20 protein-coding genes and 1 riboswitch are annotated in these 18,499 nt (G+C 47.6%); of the genes, 6 read left to right on the forward strand and 14 right to left on the reverse strand.

Annotated elements, in window-relative coordinates:
* Nucleotide 1: 1 nt before the first annotated feature.
* From tenA to ACSVDE_RS16930, 8 genes are all read right to left on the reverse strand, one after another.
* Entirely contained in the window at nucleotides 2–700 is a 699-nt protein-coding gene (tenA, locus tag ACSVDE_RS16895) for a thiaminase II (RefSeq protein ID WP_439302142.1), read from the reverse strand.
* A gap of 104 nt (nucleotides 701–804) precedes the next feature.
* A riboswitch (TPP riboswitch) is annotated at nucleotides 805–914 on the reverse strand.
* Nucleotides 915–1,202: 288 nt separating this feature from the next.
* The gene (locus ACSVDE_RS16900; RefSeq protein WP_439302143.1) at nucleotides 1,203–1,835 is read right to left on the reverse strand and encodes a response regulator; all 633 of its coding nucleotides are present in this window, start codon (nucleotides 1,833–1,835) and stop codon (nucleotides 1,203–1,205) included.
* A complete protein-coding gene (locus tag ACSVDE_RS16905) occupies nucleotides 1,828–2,877 on the reverse strand; it encodes a sensor histidine kinase (protein ID WP_439302144.1) in 1,050 nt (349 codons plus the stop codon). The genes ACSVDE_RS16900 and ACSVDE_RS16905 overlap by 8 nt, the downstream gene beginning before the upstream one ends.
* The gene (liaF, locus tag ACSVDE_RS16910) at nucleotides 2,874–3,605 is read right to left on the reverse strand and encodes a cell wall-active antibiotics response protein LiaF (protein WP_439302145.1); all 732 of its coding nucleotides are present in this window, start codon (nucleotides 3,603–3,605) and stop codon (nucleotides 2,874–2,876) included. Before liaF ends, ACSVDE_RS16905 begins: the two co-directional genes overlap by 4 nt.
* A gap of 127 nt (nucleotides 3,606–3,732) precedes the next feature.
* Complete coding sequence (locus ACSVDE_RS16915; RefSeq protein ID WP_439302146.1) at nucleotides 3,733–4,380, reverse strand: PspA/IM30 family protein; 648 nt, start codon at nucleotides 4,378–4,380, stop codon at nucleotides 3,733–3,735.
* A 27-nt stretch (nucleotides 4,381–4,407) separates the two neighbouring features.
* Nucleotides 4,408–4,758 carry a flagellar basal body rod protein gene (locus ACSVDE_RS16920; RefSeq protein WP_439302147.1) on the reverse strand — a complete coding sequence of 117 codons (351 nt, stop codon included), beginning with the start codon at nucleotides 4,756–4,758 and terminating at the stop codon, nucleotides 4,408–4,410.
* Nucleotides 4,759–5,251: 493 nt separating this feature from the next.
* Nucleotides 5,252–6,010, reverse strand: a complete 759-nt coding sequence (locus ACSVDE_RS16925) for a C40 family peptidase (protein WP_439302148.1) — start codon at nucleotides 6,008–6,010, stop codon at nucleotides 5,252–5,254.
* 242 nt (nucleotides 6,011–6,252) lie between these two features.
* Nucleotides 6,253–7,329, reverse strand: a complete 1,077-nt coding sequence (locus ACSVDE_RS16930) for a nitric oxide synthase oxygenase (RefSeq protein ID WP_439302261.1) — start codon at nucleotides 7,327–7,329, stop codon at nucleotides 6,253–6,255.
* 170 nt (nucleotides 7,330–7,499) lie between these two features.
* Here ACSVDE_RS16930 and ACSVDE_RS16935 point away from each other — a divergent pair, with 170 nt between their 5' ends.
* Both ACSVDE_RS16935 and ACSVDE_RS16940 read left to right on the forward strand, forming a co-directional pair.
* Nucleotides 7,500–7,877 carry a DUF4440 domain-containing protein gene (locus tag ACSVDE_RS16935; RefSeq protein WP_439302149.1) on the forward strand — a complete coding sequence of 126 codons (378 nt, stop codon included), beginning with the start codon at nucleotides 7,500–7,502 and terminating at the stop codon, nucleotides 7,875–7,877.
* Nucleotides 7,878–7,927: 50 nt separating this feature from the next.
* Nucleotides 7,928–8,134 carry a YwbE family protein gene (locus tag ACSVDE_RS16940; protein WP_439302150.1) on the forward strand — a complete coding sequence of 69 codons (207 nt, stop codon included), beginning with the start codon at nucleotides 7,928–7,930 and terminating at the stop codon, nucleotides 8,132–8,134.
* A 222-nt stretch (nucleotides 8,135–8,356) separates the two neighbouring features.
* Here ACSVDE_RS16940 and ACSVDE_RS16945 read toward each other — a convergent pair whose 3' ends face one another.
* Together ACSVDE_RS16945 and ACSVDE_RS16950 are read right to left on the reverse strand one after the other, a co-directional pair.
* Entirely contained in the window at nucleotides 8,357–9,100 is a 744-nt protein-coding gene (locus ACSVDE_RS16945; RefSeq protein WP_439302151.1) for an SAM-dependent methyltransferase, read from the reverse strand.
* A gap of 18 nt (nucleotides 9,101–9,118) precedes the next feature.
* Nucleotides 9,119–10,258, reverse strand: coding sequence for a DEAD/DEAH box helicase (locus ACSVDE_RS16950; RefSeq protein ID WP_439302152.1), 1,140 nt, complete (start codon nucleotides 10,256–10,258; stop codon nucleotides 9,119–9,121).
* A gap of 174 nt (nucleotides 10,259–10,432) precedes the next feature.
* Here ACSVDE_RS16950 and ACSVDE_RS16955 point away from each other — a divergent pair, with 174 nt between their 5' ends.
* The 3 genes from ACSVDE_RS16955 (at nucleotide 10,433) to ACSVDE_RS16965 (ending at nucleotide 13,322) form a co-directional block, all read left to right on the forward strand.
* Nucleotides 10,433–11,674: a cytochrome P450 gene (locus ACSVDE_RS16955; protein ID WP_439302153.1), complete on the forward strand. Its 1,242-nt coding sequence runs from the start codon at nucleotides 10,433–10,435 to the stop codon at nucleotides 11,672–11,674.
* Nucleotides 11,675–11,727: 53 nt separating this feature from the next.
* A complete protein-coding gene (locus ACSVDE_RS16960) occupies nucleotides 11,728–12,651 on the forward strand; it encodes a ketopantoate reductase family protein (protein WP_439302154.1) in 924 nt (307 codons plus the stop codon).
* A gap of 92 nt (nucleotides 12,652–12,743) precedes the next feature.
* Complete coding sequence (locus ACSVDE_RS16965) at nucleotides 12,744–13,322, forward strand: MEDS domain-containing protein (protein ID WP_439302155.1); 579 nt, start codon at nucleotides 12,744–12,746, stop codon at nucleotides 13,320–13,322.
* Between the two features lie 116 nt (nucleotides 13,323–13,438).
* Here the strand turns inward: ACSVDE_RS16965 and ACSVDE_RS16970 are convergent, their stop codons facing one another.
* Complete coding sequence (locus ACSVDE_RS16970; RefSeq protein WP_318290009.1) at nucleotides 13,439–13,570, reverse strand: hypothetical protein; 132 nt, start codon at nucleotides 13,568–13,570, stop codon at nucleotides 13,439–13,441.
* Nucleotides 13,571–13,929: 359 nt separating this feature from the next.
* On the opposite strand from ACSVDE_RS16970, the gene ACSVDE_RS16975 reads away from it, so the two are divergent.
* Nucleotides 13,930–15,333: an alanine/glycine:cation symporter family protein gene (locus ACSVDE_RS16975; protein WP_439302262.1), complete on the forward strand. Its 1,404-nt coding sequence runs from the start codon at nucleotides 13,930–13,932 to the stop codon at nucleotides 15,331–15,333.
* Nucleotides 15,334–15,365: 32 nt separating this feature from the next.
* Here the strand turns inward: ACSVDE_RS16975 and ACSVDE_RS16980 are convergent, their stop codons facing one another.
* From ACSVDE_RS16980 to ACSVDE_RS16990, 3 genes are all read right to left on the reverse strand, one after another.
* Nucleotides 15,366–15,533: a hypothetical protein gene (locus tag ACSVDE_RS16980; protein ID WP_439302156.1), complete on the reverse strand. Its 168-nt coding sequence runs from the start codon at nucleotides 15,531–15,533 to the stop codon at nucleotides 15,366–15,368.
* 65 nt (nucleotides 15,534–15,598) lie between these two features.
* Complete coding sequence (locus ACSVDE_RS16985) at nucleotides 15,599–17,890, reverse strand: ATP-dependent DNA helicase (RefSeq protein ID WP_439302157.1); 2,292 nt, start codon at nucleotides 17,888–17,890, stop codon at nucleotides 15,599–15,601.
* A gap of 292 nt (nucleotides 17,891–18,182) precedes the next feature.
* Nucleotides 18,183–18,380: a hypothetical protein gene (locus ACSVDE_RS16990; protein ID WP_439302158.1), complete on the reverse strand. Its 198-nt coding sequence runs from the start codon at nucleotides 18,378–18,380 to the stop codon at nucleotides 18,183–18,185.
* Between the last annotated feature and the right edge of the window lie 119 nt (nucleotides 18,381–18,499).

Below are 18,499 nucleotides of genomic sequence, written 5' to 3' on the forward strand. Positions count from 1 at the left end.
TTCATTCTCCTTTTCCAAGTGGTACAGTCTTGTTCATCGAGATCGGCCACTCTTCAAGCGTGTATGCCATATTCCAGAACTCGTATTCATACTGGCTACTAATCAGGAAATGTTCCTTCATTCGTTCGCGATCAGCTTCTGTCACCGTTTCAGCAATCTGATCAAGTCGGTCGATCTGCTCTTTCACGAGCGTTTCGAACCAGTCTCCGCCGTACGCCTCGATCCATTCTTGATAGATAGGCTCTTCCGGCTTGAACCCCTTCATCTGTTGACCGATTTCGTAGTATAGCCAATAACACGGTAAAATCGCAGCGATGATGTCACCGAGATGTCCGTTGTAAGCGGCGCGATACATGTGGGATGTGTACGCATATGCGGTCGGTGAAGGCTTGAAATTCTGGCGTTCTTCCTCTGTGATGCCGAGCTGTTTCGAGAAATTTTCATGAAGCGAGAGTTCCGCTTCGTAAGTCCCTTGCGCGTGGGCAGCCATACTTGCAGTCGTCACCATGTCGTGTGATTTCGCAGCACCGAGCGCTTGCACTTTAGCAAAGTGCGACAGATAATACGCGTCTTGCAGAACGTAATAACGGAAATTCTCGAGCGGAAGTGAGCCACCTGCGATGCCAGTTACGAATGGATGATTGAAGCTCGCCTCCCAGATCGGGTCTGCTTCTTTTCTCAGAAACTGTGAAAATTTCATTAGATCAATCCTCTCCTTTTCCAGACGACCCACTATCACCAATAAAAAAACCACTTTCCATAACGGAAAGTGGTCGTATGTTTCGGCACATAGTCGGTATATGTAACTTCCAACCACCACTTCCCTACGCTGGTATCAACCAGATCAGGTTCCAAGGGTCTTAAAGCTACACTCTAATCTCAGCCTTTATGAGAAGGCACCCCTAGTGGATCGTCTATTGAATTATATTTCGATGTAATCGTACCACTATTCTTCAGATTGTCAACTTGAAAATCGAGCAGGTGACTTTTTCTAGTAAAAGATGACTATAATTTTTCTTTAAAAATGAAATGTTGGAACATTTTCTACCTACTTGATTTTCGTTTGAACTTGGGGAACTTTCCTCTAATTTGTGGAACTTTTGCTCTGACTTGTGGAACTTTCACTTCAACTTGGGGAAGTCAGCACTTTTTTACTACACGCGCCCCAACAAAAAAGACCTGCCCGAATTCTCGGACAGATCTTATTTCACGAGCGAATTTTTAAAAGCATAGATGACAGCCTGCGTGCGATCCTGCACTTCGAGCTTGTCGAGGATGTTGCTGACGTGGGTTTTCACCGTCTTTAACGCGATGATGAGTTCATCGGCGATTTCCTGGTTCGTTTTCCCTTCCGTCATGAGCAGCAGAATTTCCCGCTCGCGGTTCGTCAGCTCTTCGTGAGGAGGCCGTGCGTTACCGCGCCGCATCTTCGTCATCATTTTCCCAGTGACCTCAGGCTCCAACACCATCTCACCGTTAAAAGTCGCACGAACAGCATTGGCGATTTCGCTCGCCTTCGACGTCTTCAGCATGTAGCTCGTCGCACCGCTCTCGAGCGCTGGATACACTTTTTCATCGTCCAAAAAGCTTGTCACGATGATGATTTTCGCTTCTGGCCACTGGGCGATGATACGTTTCGTCGCCTCAATCCCGTCCATTTCTTTCATGACCAAGTCCATCAGGATAACATCAGGTCGTAAATCCAGCACGAGATCGACAGCCTCTCCACCATCGCTCGCTTCCCCTACGACTTCAATATCCGGCTGATTCGACAAATAAGACGATACGCCGATCCGCACCATTTCATGATCATCTGCAAACACGACTTTAATCATCGTTTTCCTCCTCCTCTCGAATGACTGGAATCCGCACTTCGAGGCGTGTCCCTTTGCCCGGCACACTGACGATCTTCATCGTTCCGCCAAGCTCCAACGCCCGTTCATGCATGTTTTGCAATCCGTATGATCCAGTTTTACTCGATTCAACGTCAAATCCGACACCATCATCGACCACGCGCAGCAAAACGGTTCCTTCCCGCTCAAGGCAGAGCACTTCCAACGTGGTTGCCTTCGCATGACGGAGTGTATTCGACACCGATTCCTGTAGAATCCGGAACAAGTGGTCTTCCACACCTTTTTTCAGCTGAATGGATTCGACTTTCCATTCGATTTCTAGCGGGACTTTCTGTGCCAGTTCCATGAGCAGTTCCTGGATGCCCTCTTCGAGTGTTTTACCTTTAAGCGCGACCGGCCGTAAATGTAAAAGCAATGCCCGCATCTCAAGCTGGGACTGATGAATCATCTCTTCAACGAGGTTTAATTGCTTTCGTTCCCCGTCTGTTTTCGCAGCACCTGATTCGTTGACAGCAGACATCAACATCGAGGCGGCGAAAAGCTGCTGGCTGACGGAATCGTGCAGCTCACGGGCCAACCGGTTCCGCTCCTCACTGACGACTTTCTGGATCCGTTTTTCTTGGTCCTCCGCACGCTCATTGGCAAGTTTTTGAGAAAGCTTCGTCTGTTCCGACACGTGCTGTTGCACTTTCTCTACCTGTTTCCACATCAGCTCGATTTCCTGCGTTTTTGAGACGGATGGCTGCTCCTCGACAGGTCGTCCTTGGCCCAATTGTGTCAACGCGGCCGTCATTCCTTCGAGCTGCTTACGCCAATACATCCCTGAAGTGAGTCCAAACGCAACGCCGACTAGAATGCTGACTCCAGGTGCAAACAAGATGAATGGCAGATCGAGGATTTTCTTTTTCCATAACAAGGACCAGCTCGGCAACGGATAGGCGAGTAAAAACACGCTCAACAACAAGATGAAAACTGTAGTCGCAAGCGCAATGCCCCAGACAATTTGGCGATGCACGATAGTCATGTCCGCTTCACCTCGAGATCTCCGACGATCATGGAGGTGACGATTTTCACCTTCTGTTGGGCTTGATCGTAGCTTTCAGACTGGAAAGAGACGGTCTGGTTCAGCATTTTCGGCTCATGATGCTCGAAGATTTTGCCGGTACCCGCAATGACAGAATGCGTCGCACTCACGTCCATTTCATACGGCACTAAAATTTTCACATTGCCGATGAAGCCTCGGATGACGATGACCGATTCGCCCTTCGGCAGGACGGTGTTGCTCAGGTCGATGATCGTATCTCCGATGCCGCATTGGATGTTCACGTCGTGCCATTCATATGCGTGATCAGGCGTCGATTGCCGCCCGAACAGCATATTTTTCATAAAAGGAGTGCGCTTGATCGTCGGTCCATCGCTTGCAACCGTCGGATTATCCTGGATTGTCGGCTCGATGTAAGACGGCGCTTGCTTGGACTGCGCAAACCGAAGCACCGCATAAATCAATATGGCAAAAAGTAAAAACTTGATGGCAAGCGTGTTCAGGAGCGTGACGAAAAATCCGATGATACCGCCCCAGAACAGCAGCTTACCGAAGGAAGACCGATACTTTTTCCGACCGATGTAAATCGCACCAGCTGCGATCGCTAAAAGGATGATGGCATCCGGTCCTTGAAATGAAAGTTCAAGCAACAGCAAAACTACGCCGATGATGATCAGCCAGCTGATGTGATCTGTTTTTGTCTGCGTCATTGTATAGTCCCCCTCCCGATGCACGTTCATTTCTATATGGACACTTTTCTTTTTTAGAAAAGTTTCTGCTCTATTTTGAAGAAGGCGTAGCAGTACCACGCCTTCCTTTTAGCATACCATTATTCGTTTAGACCGTAGTAGGATTTTCCTGATTTTTCATCTCTTTTTCAAGCTGGGCGATCCGCGCGTCAATCGTGTGGCGGTGATAGCCTGTGTTCACTTGATGCTCGAGGCGATCAAGGTAGCGCTCCATTTCGTCGAAACGTGAGAACGATTTGTTCGTGAACTGGTTCGATGCCATCACTTTGTCCATTTTATGGTGCGCGCGCGTCATGTTCTCGCGGCCCATCAGCTCCATGCGCTTGATGTACATATCCTTCAGCTTGTGCTTCATTTCCTCGTATTTCTGTTCGAGATCGTCTAGCTGCTTTTCAGCCTGCTCTTTGGATGTCTTGAGGCGAGCAGATCGCGCGCTGTATTGCTCGTATTCTTGCTGAGCGAATTTGTGCAGCTCTTCCTCTCCTGCTTTTGAAGCGATCTCCGCTTGATACTTCCGCTTTTCTGTCAGTTCTGCCGCTTTTTCATATTCGCGGGTGAATTCTTCGCTGAGCAGATATTGTCGTTCAACGAGCTTCCGGACTTTCTCGACTTCCTTTTCACATTCGCGCAAATATTGGTTCAGGAGCGCAATTGGATTCTTTCGCTCTTTATCGTCGAGCATTTCGTGGAAATCCGCTTCGATTGTATTTTTGATACGGTTAAAAAGTTTCGCCATCTTTCATTCTCTCCTTTTTGAGATTAGTTAGTTACGGTTCAATTCGGCCCATTCGCGTTCAAAGTTCGTGAACGGATCGTCGTCTTTCGGTTCAACTGGTGTGCTGTCGTCCTTTTTCCATTCCTTGTACACGATATATAAGATGTACAGGGCAGCGATTCCTAGGATGGCAGGTACATTGGATGCTGCGACGCTTAGTGCAATGAATCCTACCACTGCCCAAAGCACTTTCTTGGATGTCTGATCAGTCTTGGTGAACTGCTTGACGGAGTAGTAGAGGACGACCAAGCTGATCGCGAGTCCGATGATCGGACCGAGATTCGCGATTGCGATGATCGCAGCGATTGCTCCTAGGATGAAGAGTCCTAACTTTTTCATCGATTTTGTTCCCTCCTTCTTTTCTTGTTTCTATCGTACCTTGGTTGCGGTTTTCCTATAAGGAGCCTCAGCTTTAACTTTCACTAAGACCTGAGACGTAGAGGGGAGTAAGTGAAAAGCTGTTCAGTACCAGGCACCATTCCGGAAGCCTTGTGTCACAAGGGATGAGGAATGGTGCCTGGCACCGTTTTGAATGCGTTGGGTGGCAAGGAGTTTGATTCGGTGCCTGGTACCTTCTTCTGCTCTTTTATTAAAAGTCGGGGGTGTTTTAGAAAATCTAGGCAGGGTTTTAGAAAAACGACTAGAGGTTTTAGAAATAAAGGGGTTCGTTTTACAAAAATCGCCCTTAGTTTTATAAATCGGGTACTTTTACTACAGAAAGCCGCTCACCTCACTCCACCTGAAATTCATATCACACAAAAAACACCCGCCACATGTTGTGACGGGTGTTTTTTAGTTTGGGGGATTATATGGGTTGTTTTCACTGTCAGTTTTATTTAAACGACTTCACACCAAGATAGTGCTCTTGCCAATAATCAATGGTCAGGTCGCTGACTTCGACACCATCTGAGCCGGCGTGAATCATCTTGTTATCGCCGATGTAAATTCCGCTGTGAGAAGCGCCTTCCGTGTCATATGTTCCTTCGAAGAAAACAACATCTCCGACTTCTGGCGTTTCAACCGTTTCACCATCGTATTTCCACATATCGCTTTCTTTGCGGTGAAGATCGACTCCGACTTCACCAAACACGTACTGGATGAAGCCACTGCTATCAAAGCCGTCTGGTGTTGTGCCTCCCCAGACATACGGCGTTCCAATCAAACTTTCTGCAATCTCCACTACTTCTGATTCCGATGCTTGATCATCCTCACTCGGTTGGAGGTCCACGGAATTCGTCGTTTCCGATAGTGCTTCAAGTGTTTTAGGACCCGCGATGCCGTCAGTCGTCAGACCACTCTCCGCCTGAAAATCCTTCACCGCTTGCTCTGTGATCGGTCCGAAAATGCCATCGAGGTTATATGTATAATAACCCAGCTTTTCCAACTCCGTTTGCAGCGTTTCTACTTCTTGACCACGATCTCCTTTTTCAAGCAAATCCACTGTTGGTTGACTAGTAGATTCACCTTCTTCAACAGGCTTCGAATCCGCATTCGCGAACACCCCGTCACTCATGACTGGTGAAAGCGCCAGTGACGTTACCAAAGCCGTTGAAATCACATACTTTCGTGCAGACACTCTTGATGTAAACATTCCATTCCTCCTCAGTGAACTTTGTTTCACAATCGTGCTGAACCTGCTTGAAAAAACCTTGTCTTTCAAGCATGCATCCAGTCTATCAAACAAGTTCTGTAATGAGGTTGCACCCGTGTTAAGGGGGCTTGATATTCTTTTTACACCGCAAAAACCCTACCTCTGCAAGCAAAAATCGCACTCAGCAATCTTTTTCACACATAAAAAATACCCACCACAACGTGTGATGGGTTCGTATTTTGTCATATATATGGTTTTTCCTGATAAAAATAGATCGGTTTGACAGTTCGGTTCTTATACGGTTTATGGAAAATATGGGTCGTGGCTGGAGACATCGGCGGAATGAGCCACACCCAATTGCCAGTCACATCTCTCCCACTCGACTCTTCCTTCTCTTCGAACTTTTTGAATTGCTGCGCGGCGGTATGGTGATCGACGATGCTCACCCCATCGGCTTTGTAAGAATGGAGCACCGCGACATTCAGCTCCACCAACGCCCGATCCTTCCAGAGCGTCGCATTCGTACTCCGGTCCAGATCCAGAATTGACGCCACTTTTGGCAGCAGATCATAGCGATCCTGATCGGCTAAGTTCCGCGCTCCGATCTCCGTCCCCATGTACCAACCGTTGAATGGCGCAGCCACATACTCGATCCCGCCGATTTCAAGCTTCATGTCAGAAATCATCGGCACCCCGTACCACTTCACATTCAGATCTTCAAATGCCTCATAGTGCGGATGGCGGATCGGCACTTCTAGCACCTTGTCATGAGGAATGTCGAACCACACCGGATCTTCACCGCACACCTGAATGACATGGGGCAACACATCGAAATGGGTCCCTTTTCCCTTCCAACCGAGTTCCTGACATTTTTTCGTAAAATCAATCGACGCCGGGTCTCCGACAAATCCATACTCCGTTTCATATCCTGCATATCTAATCAGCTGGTGGTTCCATATCCGCACCGGGTCTTCTCCATTTTTACGAGGCTTAAAAATAGTGATCGTCGAGCGGATCTTCCCGCCGTTCGTCGCATAATCGATGTGCCTCAGAAGCGCATCGCGCACCTCTTCTGCTGACTCCGCTTCCCGTTCATCAAGCACTTTCAAGCTCTCCCAGAACAACCGCCCGATACACTTGTTGCTGTTGCGCCAAGCGACACGCGCGCCGTACTCGATCTCTTCAAATGTATGTTCATAATGCCCGGTCTCCTCAATCTCCTGCAGCACTTCATCCTTGCGCTCGTGGATTTCGTGCTCTGGTTTACCGAGCTCTGTATAACAATTCATGATGAATTCCATTGCTTCATGTTTCAAAATATCGCTCAAGTTGTACCCTCCAATGAAGCTGGGGCTAAACTCCCAGTCCGTCATTGTTTCAGTATAGCACGAACAGGTACCTTTCATCCTAGCGAGTGCTTGCCGTGTCAATTCGTTACAGGAATCAACTTCTCTCTGTAGAAAACAACTTTTAAGGAGGCGATGGTAAAATGAATGCAATCCATGAGGTGATCGAGCAATATTTTGAAAGCTGGAATAGAGCATTTGAAAGCAAGAATGGCGAGGAAATCCGCACGTATTTTTCCGATAGTTTCGTCGGGTATTGGGGGAATTCCGAGGTCGAGCAGCCGATGGTGTATGACCGTGATTACGACCTCGAAACGGTCCTGGGCCAGTATGGGGAGGCACGGAAAAGCTTCGAACCGTTCTCCATCACCGAACGGAAAACGGATGAAGAATACCTGGTGATGGGTACAGAAATCAATGTAGTCAACGGTGTTCCGCACCCAGCGAAGTGCATGTTCGTCTGGCAAAAAGAGAACGGATCGTTGAAATTGCGGCGCGAATTCATCGAACTGGAGAGATAGGTGGTATACTAAGCAAAGGCAAGTGACTACATATCTTTTGAGGTGTAAAAATGAACGGACAAAATCGTAAGGACATATCAGCTGGCTTAGAGGTTGATATCGTATTGAAAAAAGACCAACGAACAGGGAAACGGACACGCGGAGTCGTCAAAGATATCCTCACGAACTCCAGTTTCCACCCGCATGGCATCAAAGTGAGGCTTCAAGACGGCCAAGTCGGCCGAGTTCAGGAGATTATCTCTGGAAAAAGCGATTGATCAGAACGAAATCGGCATCGATTTCGGCCATTTGAAGGCTTGTTTTAGAAAAAATGGGGTGAGTTTTGCAAAAAACGGGACTGGTTTTGCAAAACTTCCGTATTGTTTTAGAAATTCCGCTCGCGGTTTTAGAAAATCGTACCCCCGTTTTAGAATTCGGGTCTTTTTTCCTAGAGCCCACTATCAGTAGAGGGACTGTCTTCACGACAGTCCCTCCTCATCTTACTTTTTATAAAACAGATAGAGCCCGAAGCCGAGCGTGTCCCGGCCCCAGCGCAAGTAAGTGTTGCGCCACTTGCGGATCCGATCGCTCATCCATCCGACGTCCGAGTCGTCCGGATGCTCGACGCAATATTTTTCCACCGACGATGAATAGAGCCATTCATAATGATCCCATTCATCTTCGTTGGTGACGGCTGCCCACATTGGAATCAGCCCGAGCTCTTCACCGACCCGGATGTTCTCCGCATGGGTGTGAAGCTCCTCCTCTTTCGCTCCGAGCGCTTCTAGGTACTCTGCCTCAGGCTGCTGCTTCCAGTATCCTTCACCAACCAACAGATAGCCTCCTGATTTTACCGAACCACTCATCGCTTCCAACGTAGCTCGATAATCTCCGATCGCATGCGTCGCTCCGAGACAGATTGCAGCATCGAAAGTCTCCTCATACTGCGTCATCACTTGCTTCGCATCTTCATTCACGATTTCTAATCGGCCGGTGTCGATCCGAGGAAATGCATTGTCCCGAGCCTCGTCAATGAACGCTTCCTCAATTTCTATCGCTGTTCCGAACAACTCATAGCGCTCGATCAAATCGATCAACACGCCACATTTTCCGGCACCGATATCGAGTACGCGCGCATCTTTACGGAACGGAATCTTATCGAGCACACCCATCAATTTGTCATGGCTGATCGGGTTACAGATCTGATGATTTTCGTGCGCAATGACGGAAAACTTGTTCCCCACAAGCATGCCCCCTCTTCTCTAGTGATCGTCTACCATTTCTCCTGCGTAAAATTTCTTTTTCTCAAGGCGCAAATCGAGTTTGTTCGCGATGCGTTTCAACGTCTTCTCCTCGGCTGGTGTCACAAGCGATACGACGGTTCCACTCGCTCCCGCTCGTCCGGTTCGACCTGCGCGGTGTAGATATTGATTTTCGTCTTCTGAAATGTCGACCTGAACGACATGAGTCAGCCCTTTAATGTCGAGACCACGCGCAGCAACATCCGTTGCCAGCAGCAAGTTCGACTTGCCTTCCCGGAATTGCTTCAACGCGGTTTGCCGCTCCGTTTTTTTCATCTCACTGTGTAAAAGGTCGGCCGGAACACGGTTGTAATCGAGTTTTTCTGTAATCACGGAGAGTTCACCAATCTCGTTCCCAAAGGCAAGACCTTTCACACCTTTCAAACGGGACAGCTTCTCCAGGTTTTTGATTTTATCGCGACGGTCGCTCACCACATAAACATGCTGAACGTTTGTGTTTTTTCGCGGCTTACGGTCCACTTTCAACACTTTCGGTTCGACCATGAAGCTGCGTCCGATTTCCTCTGTTTTCTCCGGCATTGTCGCGGAAAAGAGTAGCACCTGGCGTTCAGCAAGCGTCGACTTGATGATCGATTCGATCGTCCCGATATGCTCAGGGACGAGCAATTGGTCCCCTTCATCTAAAACGATCGTTTTCACTTCATGCATCTTCAGCTTTTTCGACTTAATCAATTCTTCGACACGTCCAGGCGTCCCGAGAATGACTTGCGGGCTCTTCTTTTTCAGCTTTTCGATCTGCCGTTTGACGTTCGCCCCGCCGATGAGGGATGCGCCGGAAATGCCACTGCCTTCCGCCCACTTCTGCACCTCTTCGAAAATCTGCATGACGAGTTCTCGTGATGACGCCATGATCAAGGCTTGGGGGTCCTTCGATTTCGGATCCACTTTTTCTAAAATCGGCAGCAAATACGCGAGGGTTTTACCCGTACCGGTCGGGGATTCTGCGATCACATCCGTCCCTTCCAGGATAGCCGGAATCGCTTCATTCTGGATTGCGGTCGGTTGTTCGAACTGGGATTTCTCCCATGCTTTTTGTAAAAATGGCTGAGTGATGTTCAGCGTTTCTAACGTGCTTGTCATATTTATATCTCCTTTAATGAAGGGTTCATCCAATTTCTATTGTCGTCCGTTACGGAAACTTACATACAAAACACTTCCCTACTAGCCTACACCATGTCCTACTCCATGAATAGTGGCGAACCGGCAAAGTCCTCAAAATCCCGACAAGGAATTTTTTCCCAACAGTCGAATACAGTGATAAACCCAACTTTCAAGGAGGATATGATGACCAACGATACAGCTTTACTACAGGAAAAGTTCAGAGACAACCCTTACGCATATTTCGATCAGTTCCGGAACAATCCGATTGAAACCGTCGATTTTCTGGGTTTCCGCACCAATGTTGCAACCGGCTATCAAGAAATTGAAGCGATCCTGAAGGACCCTCGGTTCATTAGAGAATGGCGTAAAGTCGCTCCCCCTGAACAAGTCGTCGAGCCGCCAAAACGAGTGCAACCCGTCGTTTACCTGATGAACAACATGATGCTGTTCCGTGATGCTCCGGACCACACCCGGTTAAGAAGTCTCGTCAACAAAGCGTTCACGCCACGGATGGTCGAACGGCTTCGCCCGCAGATCGAAGAAATGGCGGATGACCTCATTGAACGAATGAAGCAGAACGATGAGCATGAGCTGATTAGGGACTTTTCCTATTATCTACCTGTTGTCGTAATCGCCGAACTGATCGGCGTTCCGCGTGAAGACCGCGAGTACTTCCGGAAATGGGCAGACGCGTTCGTCCGGTTCATTGATTTCAATGCCGATTATGAGGGGATGGAATTGGTCGCGGACGATATCCGTGATTCCGCCGAATACTTCCGCTCGCTCATTCAGAAGCGTCGAGTCGATCCCCGTGAAGACTTGATCAGCGGGTTAATTCAGGCGGAAGAAGCTGGCGATTCGTTGAACGAAGACGAAATGGTCGCGACGTGCCTCCTGCTCATGATTGCCGGACATGAAACGACCGTGAACTTGATTTCGAACGGATTTTACCTATTGATGAAGCACCCTGAGCAGCTCGCTTTGTTAAAAGCAGACCCTTCCCTAGTCCCGAATGCTGTTGAAGAAACGCTCAGGTATGAGCCACCGGTCCTCTTCACTTCGCGCATCGCCTCGGATGACATGGAGATGTTCGGCAAAGAGCTGAAGAAATCACAGGAAGTCATGGTTTTGCTTGGCGCAGCCAACCGCGACCCTCGGGTGTTCGAAGAGCCAAACACCTTCGATATCACGCGTAAAAACATCAAGCATCTCTCCTTCGCATCAGGCCCGCACTTCTGCCTGGGCGCACCGCTCGCGCGACTTGAAGGGCAGATAGCATTGGTGAAGCTGGTCACCCGCCTGCAGAACCCGACGCTTTTACAAGAACCGGAGTGGCGGGACAACATTATCTTCCGTGGGTTCAAGACCTTGCACATCAACGCAGGTGTGATCTAAGTTTTCAATGTAAACAAGAGTGGGTACACAGTTAGTAAAAGGAGGGAAAGGATATGAATATCGTCGTACTAGGCGCTGGTGCCATCGGTGCTTATTTCGGAGGAAGATGTCAGGAAGCCGGTCATTCTGTGCAGTATTTGGTCCGCTCCAACCGCGCTGATCAGTTAAGGAAGAACGGCTTAAAGCTATACAGTAAATGTGGAGATTACGAGGTTGAAGACTTACAGATTGCTGAAGACCCGGAGGATATCCACCATGTCGATGTGGTCATCCTCGCTGTGAAAGGTTATCACCTGAATGAAGAATTGATGTCGAACCTGAAGGTATTGGTACGTAAAGGTGCGGCCATCCTCCCGCTATTGAACGGTATTGAACATATCTCTTACCTACAAGATGAACTAGGCGAAGAAAACGTCATTGGCGGTTTATGCTATATCATTTCAACTCTGGATGACAACGGACACGTCGTCCATTCAAGTAATCAGCACGACTTGATCTTCGGTCCTCTTCATCCGTCACAAACGGAACTGTGCAAGGAGCTTGAGGACCTGTTCGACCACGCCAACATGGCTGGTGTATTGAGCAGCAACATCCTGCTCGGTCTATGGAACAAATACATGATCATCACAGCCTTTTCCGGCGTGACGACCGCAGGTGATGTGAATCTCGGTACGCTCCGGGATACGTCGAAAACGATGAAGCTTACTGAAGAAGTGCTGCATGAAGTCAAGCTGCTCGCCATTGCGAACGGCATCAACCTGACGGAAGATCATATTGAAAAAGCGAAAGTGTTACTGAGCGGTTTTCCAGATGAAGCGACATCCTCCATGCACCAAGACAAAAGGAAAGGCATGCAGATCGAGGCGGATCACTTGCTTGGTGGTGCATTGCGTATGGCTGAAAAAGAAGGCTTGAAACTGCCTCACATCGAAACGCTCTACGCACTTCTGAAACCGTACGAATTGGAAATGAAATAACAATTACTTGATGTTTGAAAGTATTTTTAGTGAATTAAAGGATTTTCAAGGTTTCCCCCGAAGTAACTTAGTAAAGGGATTAGGTTAAAGGGGTGATTCACTTGAAAATTATTATGAACGAACTTTTCCGTGAGGAGAAAAGTATCCATGTACTTTATGCGTATCATGGCATGGAAAATTACATCAACATGGTTGTGAAGTTTACCCAGGACGGCATTCGAGATGGAGATTATGTCATACTGATTGAAAATGATCCTCTCTTCCGGAGGATTAAAAAAGTGTTAGAATCAAAACTGACGCAAGAGGAAATGAAATATGTTCACTGGGAGAATAGTTTTGACTTCTATTTCTCGAGCGGCAGCTATCATCCTCCGGCAATCTTGGAATACTTCAATAATATGATTCAACCCTATTTACAGACTCAATCAACATTCCGGACGTGGGCACATGTCGAATGGGCTTCCATGGAAGAACCTCTTCATATCATTGAAGATTTGGAAAGACCAGTAGATGAAGCAGTAAGGCAAATTTCGTTTCCGTTGATTTGTGCTTATCAGGGAGAGCGTATGCCTGATTACCTTAAGAAGATTTTGATGGAAACACACCCATATATTTTGATGGAAGATGACTTCGTCACTTCCGAACAATATAAGAGAACCGTTGAAAAGTAGGAACCTTCTCATGCATGAGAAGGTTTTTCCTTTATTGATTTCACACAAAAAAGCTGTCCCGGAAGAACGATCGCTCTACATCGTTCAGTCCATGGGACAGCTTCTTTATTTCTGTATTATGTTTGCGGCTTTTCCTTTTTCCGTTTCTCTGTGTACTCTTTGGCGAGTTTGACCGTCTTCGAAATGACCTTCTGAACATCAATACCTTTTTTGCGCAGGTTCTCGATATGAATGTCTGTACTTGTCATGCCTCTCAAACACTCCAATCAAAATTTTTAGAAAATTTTCGGCCGTTCAGTTCAAGTCTCCACTTCATGTATACCCTAATTCTGTGTGCTTAACCCTGCTTTTTGATGTTTCATCCAATCTTTACGTTTTTAACTTAAAAAGGTTTCAACATTTTTTATCCATTTCAATTTTATCACAATTGCCTAGCATCTGTGTTTGTCCTTTTCATGGCACTTCTTGCGTGTTGTACACATTTTTCGTACCAATGGACTATTTTGTGGGTCCGTATTTATTCGACTTTTCAACTAGGAGGTTTTTGGGTATGGAATAAAAAGACATTATAGAGATAAAGTTTGAAGGGAGTAAAGTCGTGGATATTATATCTTGGATTGAAACATGGGTAGCCAACGCATCGAACTTTTTATGGACTTATCTTCTTGCATTTTTACTGATTGGAACAGGGATTTTCCTGACCATCAGATTGCGGTTTTTCCAGTTCCGTTTTTTCGGACATGTCCTGAAAAACACAATCGGACAAATCTTCAGAAAGGACAAGCACGAAGGGACGATCACTCCGTTCCAGGCATTCACTTCAGCACTCGCCTCGACCGCTGGTGCGACGAATATCGTCGGGGTTCCTATCGCGATTGCACTCGGTGGACCTGGTGCGCTCTTCTGGATGTGGCTCGTCGCCCTGATCGGGATGGCCACAAAGTATTCCGAAATCATGCTTGGGGTCAAATACCGTGAAAAGAACAAAAAGGGGACTTGGGTCGGAGGACCACAGTATTATATTAAGAAAGCTCTAGGCTGGGATAAAGTCGCCATCGGTTTTGCCTTTTTCCTCATGATTGAAGCGATTCCGAGCTTGATGGTCCAATCCAACTCCATCACCACCCAGGTGGAAGGCGCATTCGGTTGGAGAACCGAAATCACAGGCGCAATCATGTGTGTGCTCGTCGCACTCGTCGTGTTCGGAGGTATCCAACGGATTGCAAAAGTGACCGACAAAATGGTGCCATTCATGGTACTTACATACTTAGCTGTCGCATTGACGGTCATCTTTGCAAATGTTGGTGAGCTTCCAAGCGTGTTCGGCCTCATTTTCACGCACGCGTTCACACCGATTTCAGCAGCAGGCGGTTTTGCCGGAGCAGGTTTTGCCCAAGCACTCCGTTGGGGGATTGCACGTGGCCTATACTCCAACGAAGCCGGGCTTGGTACCGCACCAATCACCCACGCTGCCGCACAAACCGACCACCCTGCGCGCCAAGGACTTTGGGGCATTTTCAGCGTATTCGTCGATACGATCGTCATCTGTACAATCTCTGGTTTCGCCGTGCTCGTCACCGGAACGTGGACCGAAGTGAAACCCGAGAATGCCTCGAACATGATTGGAACAGCATTCGGGACATTGATGGGAGACTCTCTCGGTGGAAGCTTCATCGCTATCTTCCTCTTGTTCTTCGTCATCACGACCGTTGGCGTGCTCATCTACTTTGGTGAAAAACAAGCCGAGTACCTCTTCGGCTACAAGTTTTCCAAAATCATGAGGATCGTCTACATCGGTGCGATCTATGTCGGCGCAATCGGCGGATTGCAGTTCGTCTGGCAGTTCCTTGACCTGTTGCTTGCCTTCGTCCTCGTCTTCAATGTCATTCCGCTCCTCTTCCTGCATAAGGAAATCCGAGCAATGACCGATGACTACATCAATCGTTATTATTACAAGAAAAAAGGCAAACCTTCCGTCCAGTTGTTCTCCGATCAAGATGTAAGTCAATAAGTAAGAGCCTGCTCCGTGCAGGCTCTTTTTCATTACCACTGTTCCTTATTCGAATTCTGCTCCTCTAACAACTCGAGGATCTGTTCGTTCTGTTCCGTCTGTTCAGCGAGCAGTTCTTTAATCTCCTTCATCATCACGAGCATCGAGTAGGCGAAGTACACAGCACCACCCACAATCAGGATTTGAAAGATGTTCAGCATCCATCGCTCCCCCTTCACGCAACCCTTTTACCTATATAGTTTGCCATGGATCGCGAAAACCCTGCCTAACGGATGACTTTATAATCCATCCACTCACTCGGTAAAAGTTTCTGATACTTCGGCGTGAGGAAGCGATCGTCGACGAGCACGATCGTGCCGAAGTCTTCTTCTGTTCGGATGAGCCGGCCACCCGCCTGCAGGACCTTGTTCATCCCTGGAAAAACGTACGCATAATCATAGCCGTTCTTCCCACTTTTCGTGAAGTAGTCTTTGATGATGTTCCGCTCTTCGTTCAATTGAGGCAATCCGACACCGACTACGACGACGCCATTCAACCGGTCCCCTTTCAAGTCAATGCCCTCCGAAAAGATCCCGCCCATGACGGCAAATCCTACGAGCGTTTCCGTCTGCCCTTCGTCAAACTTTGCGAGGAACGCTTCCCGCTCTTCTTCTGTCATTCCCGTGTTTTGAATGAGCAACTCAGACGGTAAATCCGCCTCTTCTGCGGACTCCACCACGAGGTTCATATACGCATACGACGGGAAAAAGATCAGGTAATTCCCGGGTCGCGTTTTGATCAAGTTCTTCAGCATCGACAAAATCGGCTCGACGGATTTGTCCCGATCCCGATACCGGGTCGACAACGGCTGAATGAACACCTCCGCATTCTCTTTTGCAAAAGGAGATGGAATCGAAACAGCATAGTCGTCCTCTTTCGCCCCGAGCATGTCCTTGAAATAACCGAGCGGAGAAAGAGTCGCAGAAAAATACACCTTCGAGCGATAGCCTTTTCCGAACTGTTGCAGCAAATGCGAAGGATCGAGACAGAACAACTTCACCTTCACTTCGCTTTTTTCGTATTCGACATACGTCACATAACGTTCATCATACAGCTCTGTGATACGGACGAAATTTTTTGCGGTAAAATAAGCGTCTAGAAGCTGCTCCTGTTCCTCGCCCGTTTTTTGCTCAAGCAATTCCTTTTCCGCTTCTGTCACAAACGAATCGAGCATGACGACGAAGTCTTCAGGCAGTTCCTCCGCCACGCTGAACCGTGCGTCTCCACACTGCTTTTTCATGGCGAGCAGCTCATCATTGATCGCTTTCGCAGTTTGATAGATTCCCGGATTGGCAGACTTGAACGACCGCTTCAATTGTAAAAAGTCCGACTTGAAGAGCTCTGCTGAAAACATGCCCCGCGCCCGATCGACGAGATTATGCGCTTCGTCGACAAGCAATGCGGTCTGCTTTTTCTGTTCCTCCGCCAACCGTTTCAACGACACCCGAGGATCGAAGATATAATTGTAATCGCCAATCATTGCATCGGCCGTATAGGCGAGATCGAGCGAAAACTCGAATGGACAAAGCTTGTGTTTGTGCGCGTACACCTCGATTGTCTGTCTGTCCATGAGTGTCTCGTTCTCAAGGATATCTAGGATCCCATCATTGAGTCGATCATAATAACCGTGCGCAAATTCACAATAATCCTTCTGACAGATCGTCTTCTCTTTGAAGCACACTTTGTCTTTTGCGGTAATCGTAACAGAGCTCAGCTCGAGGCCTTTTTCCTTCATCAGACGGAGTGTGTCTTCCGCTGCTGTACGGGTGATCGTTTTCGCCGTCAGGTAAAACATCCGCTCCAGGTGCCCTTCCCCAATCGCTTTAATCGCTGGGAATAGCGTCGAAATCGTCTTCCCCGTCCCGGTCGGTGCATTCGCAAACAGGTCAGTTTGATCCGAGATCGCTTTATAGACCGTACCCGCGAATTTTCGCTGCCCGGCGCGGTATGTGGCGAAAGGAAATTCAAGCTGTTTAATGCTCGCATTCCGCTTCTCTTTTTTCTCGAGTAGGAGTGATGCATACGGTGCAAACTGCTCGATGACATCCATGAGGAATGCCTGAAGTTCTTCGAACGTACACTCCTGGACGAACTGTTTCTTCTCTTCTGTTTCCACATGGACGTAGGTAAGCTGCACGCTAATCGATTCGAGGTCATGATCGAGGGCATACATGTACGCATAGCATTTCGCCTGTGCCCAGTGGACAGGATTGGTGTCCTCCTCAATCCCCGACAGATCCCCTCGTGTCGATTTGATTTCATCAATCGTCACTTTTCCATCAGCGTGTAACAAACCGTCACAACGACCTTCGATAATGAATTGAATATCGCGATATTCAATTTCCGTTTTGAGAAAGACTTCTTTTTCGTCCGTCTCCTGGTAGGTTTTTTGTATTTTCTGGTGGGCGATCGTTCCATCTGTCATCGTACTCGCAGATCGGAATCGATTATCAATGCTCCCACTCCGAAACACATACTCTACCAGTGGCCTGACTGACATGCGGATTTGTTTGATCATGCTTTAGCTCCTTACCGAACGACTTCCAATTATCTCTAGTTTACCTGAAAACAAACGTTCGTCCAAATGTTCATTTTTCATAGTAGAAAGGTACCGAATTCCACAAGTTGAGCTAAAAGTTCCACAAGACAAGGCAGAACTTCCACAAGTCGACTCGAAAGTTCCCCAAGTCGACACAAAAGTTCCCCAAGTAACCTAAATGTGATCGACTCAACTTGCTGATTTTGGAGAAAAACTTGCGAAAACATAAAAAAACCAAGTGCATGGCCCCTTTACACGCACTTGGTTTCCGTTATTTCAATGGAAGAGATGGACCGTCATAACAATATTGACAGCGTTTATACCCTTCGTGTATCAAAAACTCGATGTTTTTATCCAATTTCTCACCGGTCCGTTTGTTCAACGGGATCTGAGGGAGATCGCATTTGTCTCCAACAAACGCACTGCGGTGAATCCTTTTATGTTTATGGTCAATTAAATACTTTGCCATAATATCCCCCTTTTCAATTGTGTTGTATTTACCAATGCCTGACCTCATTCATCCGTAGGTTTCTTTTCACAAAACCACTCCTTTCAAGGTCTGATTTCTAAAAAAAACCAAATAAAAAA

The organism is Pseudalkalibacillus sp. Hm43 (genome assembly GCF_051842935.1).
Taxonomy (GTDB): domain Bacteria; phylum Bacillota; class Bacilli; order Bacillales; family Fictibacillaceae; genus Pseudalkalibacillus.